The following is a 12,008-nucleotide window of genomic DNA, read 5'->3' as shown; positions in this document are numbered from 1 at the left end:
GGGTAGTATATATAAAGAAAATATGCTCAATAATTAGAGCTACTACTCAAAAATTATTTCAAGGCTATCAGCTTCTGATGTTGTTCAAATTAGTTGTAATAGTTGTATTGTTCATCATTTTTGCCATTGATGAACTATTCGGTCTTCATATTTTAGAATAATAGGAGCAGATTATGCGTTTAGATGGACAAAGAGAAAGTAATAATGTGATAGATCGCCGTAAGAGCCGTAGTGGTGGTTCATTTGTTTCAGGACGGAAGAAAGGTGGTATTCTTAGCCTTTTAATTGTATTGGTAGGGGCTTATTATGGGGTAGACTTATCGGGGATTGTTGGATTGGGTAATGATGTAAGTTATCAGCAGACGTCAAATTCTCGTCTATCACAAGCTGAAGAGGAGCATTTAGAGAAATTATCACGTCAAGTATTAGGTAATATGGAAGATACTTGGGGGAATTATTTCCGTCAAAATGGAATGAGTTATCGTCAGCCTAAGCTGGTTCTTTATACTGGGGTTGAGGCAACAGCTTGTGGAACAGGGCAAGCTGCAATGGGGCCATTTTACTGTCCTGCAGATGAACGGATCTATATCGATCTTTCCTTCTATGATGATATGCGTTCAAAAATGCGTGCCGGTGGTGATTTTGCGTTTTCATATGTGATTGCTCATGAAGTGGGGCACCATATCCAAAATCAATTAGGGATTTCACAACAAACTCAACAAGCACAACGTAACGCCAGAAGCAAAGCAGAGGCGAACAAAATATCCGTGATGGTAGAGCTGCAAGCAGACTGCTTTGCCGGCGTATGGGGGCATCAGATTCAGAAAGAGGGCAGATTAGATGAAGGTGATGTAGAAGAAGCCTTCGTTGCGGCTCAAGCCGTTGGCGATGACCGTTTACAGCAACAAAGTACAGGGAGAATTATTCCTGATAGCTTTACGCACGGCTCATCCAAACAACGATTAGAATGGTTCAGAAAAGGCTTATATTCTGGTAACCCGAGCGTCTGCAATACCTTTGCTGCTTACTAAAACTTCACTCAAACCGTTTGTACTACTTTAGTAGTGCAAACGGTTTGACATCCATTAGAAATTCTTATAGCTTAACTAGCACTATTTAGATTACCTAACAATAAGAGAGCAACACAATGTACAAAAGCAAAAATGATGATTTACGCATTAGCAAGATTGAAGAATTACTTCCTCCTGTCGCGTTATTAGAGCGCTTCCCCGTGAGCGACATTGCGGCACAAACTGTCGCAGATACACGCAATGCTATTCACAATATCTTACACGGCAAAGATGAGCGTTTATTGGTCGTAATTGGACCTTGTTCTATTCATGATCCTAAAGCAGCTTTAGAATATGCACATAAAATTAAAGCGATGCGTAACCTGTCTAAAATCAATCAAAACTTAGAAGTAGTGATGCGTGTTTATTTTGAAAAGCCGCGTACTACCGTTGGTTGGAAAGGGTTAATCAACGATCCTTATTTAAACGAAACCTATGCTTTAAATGATGGTTTACGTATTGCTCGCAAAGTGCTTTCAGATATTAATGATTTAGGCGTTCCTGCTGCCGGTGAGTTTTTAGATATGATTACCCCACAATATATGGCAGATTTTATGAGTTGGGGAGCGATTGGAGCAAGAACGACAGAATCACAAGTTCACCGTGAATTAGCTTCTGGCTTATCTTGTGCGGTAGGCTTTAAAAATGCTACTAATGGTGGCGTAAAAATTGCGTTAGATGCCATTGGTGCAGCAGAAGCGCCACACCATTTCTTATCTGTAACTAAATTTGGACATTCTGCGATTGTATCAACCGCAGGAAATCCAGACTGCCACATTATTTTACGTGGTGGTGACAACGGTACAAACTATGATGAAGAAAGTGTGAAAAAAGTATGTGCGGACATCGAAAAATCAGGTCGTCGCCCACACGTGACGATTGACTTCAGCCACGCCAATAGCCAAAAACAATACAAGCGTCAATTAGACGTATGCCACGATGTTGCTGCTCAAATTGCAAACGGATCACACTTGATCTCGGGGGTAATGATTGAAAGCCACTTAGTTGAAGGCAGACAAGATTTAGAAGAAGGTAAAATCCTAACCTACGGGCAAAGTATTACCGACAGCTGTATCGGTTGGGAAGACAGTGAAAAAGTGCTATTTGAACTCGCTGAAGCGGTGGAAAAACGCAGAAATTCTGCAAAATAAAGTGTTAAAATATTGGGATTGCATTTTCCCTAAAACAAAAATCGTATCAAAGGCGGAGGTAATTTGCCCTATAAAACGATTAACGAAACCGTAGGGGCGAATCATATTCGCCCTTAGTTTATTTAAATTAGAAGATGAAAGATGAAACCAACCATTCTCGCTCTAGACACTGCAACTGAAGCCTGTTCTGTTGCATTACAATATCAAAACCAAATTACTCACACAGACGAACTCAGCCCAAGAACCCACACGCAACGTATTTTACCGATGGTTGATGAGCTACTCAAAACTCAACATATCAGCCTGAAAAATGTAGATTATCTTGCTTTTGGACGTGGACCAGGTAGTTTCACTGGCGTGCGTGTTGGCGTGGGCATTGCACAAGGTTTGGCACTCGGGGCGGAATTACCTGTTGTTGCGGTCTCTAATCTTATGACCATGGCAGAGCAGGCTTATCAACAATTAGGGGTAAAGGAAGTTGTTGCGCTGATTGATGCAAGAATGAATGAGGTCTATTTTGCTCAATTTTCAAGAGATGATAATGGCTGGCATGAAATTATCACAGAGCAAGTTTGCTCTCCAGAAAAAGCGATTGAACAGATCCAACAAGATCGCAAACCGACTATTGTCGGTACAGGTTGGGCGGCTTATCCGCAATTTGCCCAAGCGAATCTAGCTGTTTCAGTGAGTGAAATCACTTTGCCATCCGCTCGTTTTATGTTGCCACTGGCAGAATTAGCAATCAAAGTAGGCAATACGCAGTCAGCGTTAGATATTGAGCCTATTTACCTGCGCAATGAAGTTACTTGGCAGAAATTACCACACAAGCGGTAGAATTTACTGGAAAAAGTGCAAAAAGAAAGGACAGCATAAAGCTGTCCTTTTCATCTTTTATAGATTATTCAAATAGCGCAGCGTGTAATGCACGAATCACATCATCTGCTTCTTCCATTTTTACAAGGGTACAAACGTTGTTGGTGCTTGCACCGTAGCTAATTAAACGCACATTATACGGAGCTAATGTTTCAAATAACTGTTTAGCAATACCTGATTGTGTGTGTAAGTTATTGCCAATAATGGCGACTAAAGCTAAATCACTTTCAACTTGTACATGGCAATATTGACGCAATTCTTCCAATAATTCAGGTGAAAGCATGTCTGCACCTGAAGAAGCAGAGCCTGTTTTATCTAATGTTAATGCAACACTTACTTCAGAAGTGGTAACCACATCAACTGAAATTTTATGGTTTGCTAAAATAGCAAAGACTTTTGCTAAGAAACCTTGTGCGTGCAACATACTTAGGCTTGAAAGCGTGAGTAATACTTGATTACGGCGTAACGCTAATGCACGGAATGTTGGGCGTGGTTGCGGATCACGGGTTACCCAAGTACCGCCTTGCTCTGGTGCTTTGCTTGAGCCCACATAAACAGGGATATTGCTACGCACTGCTGGGAGTAATGTTGATGGGTGTAATACTTTCGCACCAAACGTTGCCATTTCTGCCGCCTCATTAAATGCCATCGTATCAATACGTTTTGCTTGTGGCACAACGCGAGGGTCAGTGGTGTAAATACCTGGCACGTCTGTCCAAATTAACACATCGTTGGCATTCAATACTTCTGCTAATAGTGCGGCTGAATAGTCGCTACCGCCACGACCTAATGTCGTTGTTTTACCTTCATCATCGCGCCCGATAAACCCTTGAGTGATCACAATTTTACCGCTCTCAATTAATGGCTTAATCACCGCATCAGATTGCTGTTGGGTTTTAGCATCATTTGGAGCAGCCTTGCCATAGTGGTTATTTGTCGCAACAACGTCACGCACATCCACCCAAACTGCAGGGAAATGACGTTCATTTAATAATTGTGTAAAAATTTTGGTGGACATCATTTCACCATGGCAAATTAACTCATCCGTTAATGCAGCGGATGTTGCAAGACTGGCAGATTCTGCTAATGCGGCAACATGTTCTAAAAGCGCATCAATTTCTGCAGAAATAGCGTCTTTTTGCTGTAATTGTTCAATAATGTTGTATTGAATTGTGCGAACTGCATCAAGAATTTCTTCACGACGAGCCAATTCGCAACCGTTTGCCAATTCAACTAAATAATTGGTTACACCAGCAGATGCCGAGAGTACCACAACTTTGGTATTGGGATCTTGAGTAACAATATTTGCACAAAGAGTCATTGCATCAAAGTTTGCAACGCTAGTACCACCAAATTTTGCAACAGAAAGATGAGACATAATAAGAATTTCCTATAAAAATAAAATGTGTTTACAAAATTAGAGGTCGAAATTTGAGATAGGAAATTGTGATGAGTTACTTTTGGGTTTGTTGAGAACTTTAAGAGCACTCCATTCAAACGGCTTGAAACCGATTTAAACGACAGCTAATAGGATTCAACCTGCTTAGCCGATGTTCATTCCTGATCTAGTGAATTCACACCTCGGCAATCACTCCCATCACTTATTCTCAAACGGCCTAGTTACCTAAAATAAGTTGCCTGAGTGTTGCGCCTCTCCCGCTATAATTCGCATTATAACTTTTTTTCACTTTGGGATACTTCCCAAAATAAAAAACGTGCATAGAAATAACGTTTTATTGCTATTCTGTCAAACAACATTTTATAAAAAAGATATGCCTGCCTAAATAATAGGCTTTTTGCTTTTAGTGAACCCTTTTACTAGAATGTAGTCTATTAACAGTCACGGTTTTAAAAAGGACTTTCAATGAAATTACTCAAACTTGCCTTAGCTTCTTCGCTTGCAATATATTCTTTTTCTAGTTTTGCCACCCCGTGGGAAAGTATTAACACTCCAGTAGCGGGTAAAGCACAATCTATCGGTGGCTACAGCAATGGCTGTATTATTGGCGCTCAACCACTCGAATTAAAAGGCGAAGGCTATCAAGTTATTCGTTATCAACGTAACCGCTATTATGGTCATCCCAATTTATTAGCGTACCTACAAAACCTCGGAAAAAAAGCAAAACAAGCGGGGTTACCGCCTATTTTAATTGGGGATATGGGTATGGCCGCAGGCGGACGTTTCTCATCAGGACACGCCAGTCACCAAACAGGGCTTGATGCAGATGTTTGGTTACGTTTCGGGCCTATGGACGATAAAACCGCCGCAAAACCAGATGGATTAGGTTTGCTTGTTGTTGATCGTGAAAAGCAAGTGATTAATTCAAATTGGAAGCCAGAGCACGCCAAATTAATTAAAATAGCTGCGCAAGATCCGCAAGTTGATCGTATCTTCGTAAACCCCGCAATTAAAGTGCAGCTTTGCTCAACCGCAGGGCAAGATCGTGAATGGCTACGCAAAATCCGCCCTTGGTATTATCACGATTCTCACTTCCACGTTCGTTTACGCTGCCCAGCAGATGCACCACATTGTGAAAACCAAGCGCCAGTGCCAACTGGTGATGGTTGTGGCGCAGAACTTTATTCTTGGTTTGAACCAGCTAAACCAAGCAGCACACCAAAATCTAAAACACTACCTCAACCACCTGCACAATGCCAAATGTTGCTTTCTGAACGTGGGCTAAATTAATCCATAATGTGGGGCATTGCCCCCTTTCTTAAATACAAGCGGTCAAAATTCGCTTAAAATTTGCAAATTTATGTTTATTGAAATTACCTATGCGTCTATTTATTGCTGAAAAACCTAGTCTTGGGCGGGCGATTGCCGATGTTTTACCGAAACCACACACCAGAGGTGATGGCTTTATTCAGTGTGGCGAAGGGGATACGGTAACTTGGTGTATCGGCCATTTACTTGAACAAGCCGAGCCAGATGCCTACGATGAACGCTTTAAACTGTGGCGAATGGAGCATTTGCCGATTGTGCCAAGCCAATGGAAGCTCATTCCCAAAAAAGAAACGCTTAAACAGTTTAAAGTGGTTGAAAAACTCATCAAACAAGCAGACCAAATTATCCACGCTGGCGACCCTGATAGAGAAGGGCAGCTTTTGGTGGACGAAGTATTCGGCTATCTCAATTTGGAAAGCGAAAAACGCAACCAAATCCAACGCTGTTTAATCAGCGATCTGAACCCTAATGCGGTGAAAAAAGCGATTGAAAAATTGCAAAATAATCGAGATTTTATCCCGCTTGCAACGTCAGCTTTGGCTCGTGCGAGAGCCGATTGGCTGTATGGAATTAATATGACTCGAGCCTATACCTTGCAAGGGCGTTGGGCAGGTTATAGCGGCGTGTTATCGGTAGGCAGGGTACAAACACCCGTGTTAGGCTTAATCGTTCGCCGTGATTTAGAAATTGAGCATTTTGTGCCAAAAGACTATTTTGAAGTGCTTGCCCATGTCGTCGTGCCAGAAACGCAAGAACAATTTAAAGCTCAATGGCAACCAAGTAAAGCGTGCGAAGATTATCAAGATGAAGAAGGGCGTGTGCTTTCTCGTCCGCTGGCTGAAAATGTGGTCAAACGCATTACCAATCAGCCTGCAAAGGTGGTGGATTATCAAGATAAAATGGAAAATGAAACAGCGCCCTTGCCTTATTCGCTCTCTGCGTTACAAATTGATGCGGCACGTCGTCACGGTTTGTCAGCTCAAGCCGTACTGGATATTTGTCAAAAACTGTACGAAACACATAAACTGATCACTTATCCCCGTTCAGATAATCGCTATTTGCCGAATGAGCATTATGCGGATCGGCATAAAGTGATGGCGGCTATTTCGCATCATTTAACCGAATATACCGAAAAGCCAGAAGCAATTGATTCAAACCGTAAAAATCGCTGTTGGAATGACAGCAAAGTTGAAGCTCACCACGCGATTATCCCCACGGCACGACAAGGTAATGTAAATTTAACCGAAAGTGAACGCAATGTTTACCGCCTGATTGCTCGCCAATATCTCTTGCAATTTTGCCCCGATGCAGAGTATCGCAAAGGCAAAATCGAGCTGAATATTGCAGGGGGAGTATTTACAGCGTCAGCTCGAAATTTAATTGTGGCAGGCTGGAAATCGCTACTCGGCAAAGAAGATAGCGATGAAATTTTTGAACCACTTTTACCCAAAGTGCAAAAAGGGCAAACGTTGCATTGCGAAAAGGGTGAAATCGTAGAGAAGAAAACCCAGCCACCACGCCATTTTACCGATGCGAGTTTAATGTCAGCTATGACAGGTATTGCCCGCTTTGTGCAAGATAAACAGCTCAAAAAAATTCTCAGAGAAACTGACGGCTTAGGCACAGAAGCTACTCGTTCAGGCATTATTGAACTGCTGTTTAAACGAGGATTTCTGATTAAAAAAGGGCGGAGCATTCACAGTACAGAAACGGGTAGAACCTTAATTCAAGCACTACCTGAAATTGCCACTCAACCAGATATGACAGCACACTGGGAAATGCAACTAACGGATATGAGCAAAAAACAGGTGAGCTATCAGCAATTTATGGCTCAGCTGACAGGCAGATTACCCGATCTACTCAGATCGCCTAATAGTCAGGTGTTGCAACAGTTGGCGAAGTTAAGTCCGCCGAAAAAAACGTGGTCAAAAACAAAAAAATCTCCGCAAAAAAGTTGATTGTGCTAGAATCCAAGCATTTTTTGATGCTTGGGTTTTACTATGGATCTTGCTTATCTCGCTAAACTTCCTCAATCTGAATTTACCACTCGCCGTGAACGTGTATTTGCTCAAATGCAGGATAATTCTGCGTTGGTAATTTTTACTGAGAGTGAAAAACGTCGTAACCACGATTGCGATTATCTTTTTCGCCCTGATAGTTATTTCTGGTATCTCACAGGTTTTGCCGAACCACAATCTGCACTGTTACTCATAAAAAAAGCAGAGCAGTGCGAGAGTATTATTTTCTTGCGAGAAAAAGACCCACTAATGGAAACGTGGAACGGTAAACGATTAGGCACGGCTCAAGCCCCAGCCGTTTTGGACGTGGAGCAAGCGGTCGAAATTGAGCAATTTTCTGCAAAATTTGCAGAAAAAGTCGCAAATCTTACCGCTTGTTACTATGCTTTTGGCATACAGGAATGGGGCGATAAACTTATTTTTGATGGTTTGGAACAGATTAAAACAGCCCGTCAGAAAACGCCAATAAACTTGATTGATTGGCAGCCGATGTTGAGCGAAATGCGCTTAATTAAATCAGAATTAGAAGTCGCATTAATTCAAAAAGCCTGCGAAATTTCTGCACTCGCCCATATCCGAGCAATGAAACAGACTCGCCCTAATCGCTATGAAATGGAAATTGAAGGCGAAATTCAGTATGAATTTACTCGTTTCGGGGCAAGATTTCCTGCCTACAATACGATTGTTGCAAGCGGTAGCAATGCTTGTATTCTTCATTACACTGAGAATGATCAAGTGCTAAAAGATGGCGATTTATTGTTGATTGATGCTGGGGCGGAGTTTGCGATGTATGCAGGTGATATTACCCGAACATTCCCAATTAACGGCAAATTCAGCCCAGCCCAGCGAGAGATTTATCAGCTTGTACTCAATGCTCAAAAAGAGGCGATGAAATTACTCGCCCCAAATTCGTCAATTAAAGTGGCTAATGATAAAGTGGTGGAGATTATGACCACAGGCTTAGTAGAATTGGGGATTTTAAAAGGTGATGTTGTCACGCTTATCCAAGAAAAAGCCTACCGCCGTTTCTATATGCACGGTTTGGGGCATTGGCTCGGGCTAGATGTTCACGATGTGGGGGATTATGGTGAAGATCGTAGTCGATCTCTTGAAATTGGCATGGTACTTACTGTTGAACCGGGCTTATATATCCCAAATGAAGAAGATATTCCTCAAACATATCGGGGAATTGGCGTGCGAATTGAAGATAATGTGCTGATTACGGAATATGGGAATAAGAATTTGACGAGTGGGGTACCAAAAGAGATTGATGATATAGAAACGTTAATGGCGGTATAATCACTATCTCACTTCGCCCATTTATCTGTTACTTTTCTTTGCTTCGCCAAAGAAAAGTAACCAAAAGAAAGGCGACCCGAACAAAATTGCTTATCCGCACTTTGTTGCGATTTGTTTAACGGAAAATTTGTAACTCGCCGCAGGGCGGCTCAAACACGACAAATTTTCCTACAAATCGCAAGTCGGTCGGGCAATTTTGACGGGACAAGCGGTGCGTTATTCAAGATTTTTTGCAAAACTTTTCTTAAAAATTACCGCTTGTAGCGACCGATCGGGTTCCCTTCTGAACCGCCTGAGCGACTTTGAATTTGTAGGAAAAAATCCTTGTTTGAGCCGTCAGGCGAGTTTGGATTTTTTCCGTTAAGCAAATTCAAACCAAGCGAAGAAAAGCGGTTCAGCAGGGTGTGCTTTCTTTTGCTACTTTTCTTTGCACAAGCAAAGAAAAGTAGAATAAGTATTGAATATAGATTTTTTAACTTAACAAATACAACCAAAAGGAACAAACACAATGACGCAAATTTACAACTTTAGTGCAGGCCCAGCAATGATGCCAAAAGCTGTGTTAGAACAAGCTCAAAATGAACTATTAAACTGGCAAGGTTTAGGCACTTCGGTCATGGAAGTAAGCCATCGTGGTAAGCCATTTATGGAATTGATTGGCGAAGCGGAAGCGGATTTCCGTAAGCTGTATAATATTCCTAGCAACTACAAAATCTTATTCTTACAAGGTGGTGCAAGGGGGCAGTTTGCAGCAATTCCGATGAATTTAATCGGTGAAAAAGGCAAAGCACTTTATTTAACCAGCGGACACTGGTCGGCAACCGCAGCGAAGGAAGCTCGCAATTTCTGTGAAATTGATGAAGTAAATATCTTGGAAGATGGCGAAACGCTAAAAGTGAAAAATTTAGATTTTAGCAATCTTGCCGAACAGTACGACTATGTTCACTATTGCCCAAATGAAACCATCAGCGGTGTGGAAATTTTTGATGTGCCAAATGTAGGTAATGCAGTACTTGTGGCAGATATGTCGTCAAATATCATCTCTCGTCCAATCGACATTGCTAAATTTGGCATTATTTATGCGGGAGCACAAAAAAATCTCGGCCCATCTGGGATTACGATTGTGATTGTACGTGAAGATTTAATTGGTAAAGCGCGCAAAGAAACTCCAAGTATCTGGAACTATCAAACGCAAGCGAATAGCGATTCCATGATCAACACCCCACCGACTTTTGCGTGGTATCTCTGCTCATTAGTGTTCAAACATTGGTTAAGTGAAGGTGGCATTGCAGAAATTGAAAAACGCAATGCAGAAAAAGCAGAGTTGCTGTATCGCTATATTGATAACAGCAAACTTTACCGCAATGTTGTAGCAAAAGAGAACCGTTCATTGATGAATGTGACTTTCACAACAGGCGATGATGAACTCAACGCAAAATTTGTAGCACAAGCTCTAGAAAATGGTTTACAAGCCTTAAAAGGACATAAAGTGTTAGGTGGAATGCGTGCATCAATCTACAACGCAATGCCTGTTGAAGGCGTACAAGCCTTGATTGAATTTATGCAGAAGTTTGAGAAAGAGAATAGCTAATTAGTTATTTTGTTTGGGCGGATTATTTCCGCCTTATTTATTTGAGAAATTTATATAATGTCTTATACCGATAAATCTTTATGCCGTGTTCGGACCGTAACGTTATTTTTATCACTTAGTTCGGATCGTTCAACATGGGCGGGGCGTTTAAACTTCGCTAAGCAACAATTTGATAAGCTTGTACCAGCTATTCAAGCTAAAGGTTATACCGTGCAATCTATTCGTATTGTAACTAATGCCTTTGGGGAATACCTCAATTTAGCTTCATTAGAAACTGCAAAAGTCGATTTAGCTTACCTAAAACAGTTGTTGAATGAATTAAATGATACTGGACTGCGTATTCGCTTTGCCATTGGTGAAGCAAAAACCAAGGAAGAAATGGCGATCTTACCTGATCTAATTGCAGAGTATGGGGATTTAGCTAATGCTTGTGTGAATGTAGCCCAAGATCAAAATGGGATTTTAGATAATGAGTGTATTATACAAGCGGCTGAAATTGTGCAAAAAATTGCAAAAATAACACCAAGGGGTGAAGGTAACTTCAACTTTACCGTTAATTTTAATTGCCAGCCATTTATTCCTTATTTCCCAGCAGGCTATCATTCATCAGATTTACCTGATAGTCTTGTGATTGGCTTTGAAACACCTGATTTACTTTTGGATGTCATAAAAAATATCCCAAAAGAAAATCACAATGACTTCTTATATCAAGCTCGTCAAGCAATGTCACAAGCTCTGCAATATCATGTTGATGAAGTGCTACAAGCGGTAAATTCTGCCGAATTTTCTGCAAATTTACACTTTGCTGGCATTGATAGTTCAGCGGCTCCGTCAAAAAATTGTGCTTCAATGTGTGAGCTTTATCAACAGCTTGGAGTGCCTTATTTTGGGGCAGCAGGAACAGTAGAAATTTCATCATTGCTCACATCTGTGTTCAAATCAGTCAAAAATGTGCCTTTAGTGGGTTTTTCTGGCTTAATGCTTGCAGTTGTAGAAGATACAGGTTTAGCAGCAGGAGCAAATACTGAATATGATATTCGGTCATTGCTAACTAATAGTGCTGTTTGTGGCATTGGATTAGATACTGTCCCTATTCCTGAAAATACGACAATTAGTCAAATTGCAGCTTTAATGCGAGATACGGGAACAATGGCATTCCGTTTAAATAAACCTTTAACTGTACGTTTATTTCCTATTCCCAATCGGCATTCTGGCGAAATGACTTATTTTGAAAGTGATGATTTATGTAACGGGCAAGTTCTGGCAGTAAAGTAGATC

General features: G+C 41.2%; 9 protein-coding genes and 1 riboswitch. Of the genes, 8 read left to right on the top strand and 1 reads right to left on the bottom strand.

The features are described 5' to 3' along the window. Positions 1-173: 173 nt before the first annotated feature. The 3 genes from ypfJ to tsaB all read left to right on the top strand — a co-directional run bounded on the left by ypfJ (position 174) and on the right by tsaB (position 3,055). Positions 174-1,031: a KPN_02809 family neutral zinc metallopeptidase gene (gene ypfJ / locus F542_RS05435; RefSeq protein ID WP_015432511.1), complete on the top strand. Its 858-nt coding sequence runs from the start codon at positions 174-176 to the stop codon at positions 1,029-1,031. Between the two features lie 116 nt (positions 1,032-1,147). Beyond that, entirely contained in the window at positions 1,148-2,221 is a 1,074-nt protein-coding gene (gene aroG / locus F542_RS05430) for a 3-deoxy-7-phosphoheptulonate synthase AroG (protein ID WP_025267058.1), read from the top strand. Between the two features lie 141 nt (positions 2,222-2,362). Continuing rightward, on the top strand, positions 2,363-3,055 hold the full coding sequence (tsaB, locus tag F542_RS05425) for a tRNA (adenosine(37)-N6)-threonylcarbamoyltransferase complex dimerization subunit type 1 TsaB (RefSeq protein WP_015432513.1): 693 nt from the start codon (positions 2,363-2,365) through the stop codon (positions 3,053-3,055). Between the two features lie 64 nt (positions 3,056-3,119). On the opposite strand, the gene lysC is transcribed toward tsaB, so the two are convergent. Continuing rightward, positions 3,120-4,472, bottom strand: a complete 1,353-nt coding sequence (lysC, locus tag F542_RS05420) for a lysine-sensitive aspartokinase 3 (RefSeq protein ID WP_015432514.1) — start codon at positions 4,470-4,472, stop codon at positions 3,120-3,122. A gap of 96 nt (positions 4,473-4,568) precedes the next feature. Further along, positions 4,569-4,758, bottom strand: a riboswitch (Lysine riboswitch). Positions 4,759-4,958: 200 nt separating this feature from the next. Here lysC and mepA point away from each other — a divergent pair. The 5 genes from mepA (at position 4,959) to F542_RS05390 (ending at position 12,005) form a co-directional block, all read left to right on the top strand. Next, on the top strand, positions 4,959-5,783 hold the full coding sequence (mepA, locus tag F542_RS05415) for a penicillin-insensitive murein endopeptidase (RefSeq protein WP_015432515.1): 825 nt from the start codon (positions 4,959-4,961) through the stop codon (positions 5,781-5,783). An 89-nt stretch (positions 5,784-5,872) separates the two neighbouring features. Continuing rightward, positions 5,873-7,780 carry a DNA topoisomerase III gene (locus F542_RS05410; protein WP_015432516.1) on the top strand — a complete coding sequence of 636 codons (1,908 nt, stop codon included), beginning with the start codon at positions 5,873-5,875 and terminating at the stop codon, positions 7,778-7,780. 42 nt (positions 7,781-7,822) lie between these two features. Next, on the top strand, positions 7,823-9,139 hold the full coding sequence (pepP, locus tag F542_RS05405; RefSeq protein ID WP_015432517.1) for a Xaa-Pro aminopeptidase: 1,317 nt from the start codon (positions 7,823-7,825) through the stop codon (positions 9,137-9,139). 508 nt (positions 9,140-9,647) lie between these two features. Then, positions 9,648-10,730, top strand: a complete 1,083-nt coding sequence (serC, locus tag F542_RS05395) for a 3-phosphoserine/phosphohydroxythreonine transaminase (RefSeq protein WP_015432519.1) — start codon at positions 9,648-9,650, stop codon at positions 10,728-10,730. A 57-nt stretch (positions 10,731-10,787) separates the two neighbouring features. Next, positions 10,788-12,005 carry a DUF711 family protein gene (locus F542_RS05390; RefSeq protein ID WP_015432520.1) on the top strand — a complete coding sequence of 406 codons (1,218 nt, stop codon included), beginning with the start codon at positions 10,788-10,790 and terminating at the stop codon, positions 12,003-12,005. Positions 12,006-12,008: the final 3 nt, after the last annotated feature.

It is taken from the genome of Bibersteinia trehalosi USDA-ARS-USMARC-188, assembly GCF_000521725.1.
Classification (GTDB): Bacteria; Pseudomonadota; Gammaproteobacteria; order Enterobacterales; family Pasteurellaceae; genus Bibersteinia; species Bibersteinia trehalosi.
The sequence above is the reverse complement of the archived record's forward strand: the minus strand, read 5'-3'. Positions and strand labels throughout refer to the sequence as shown.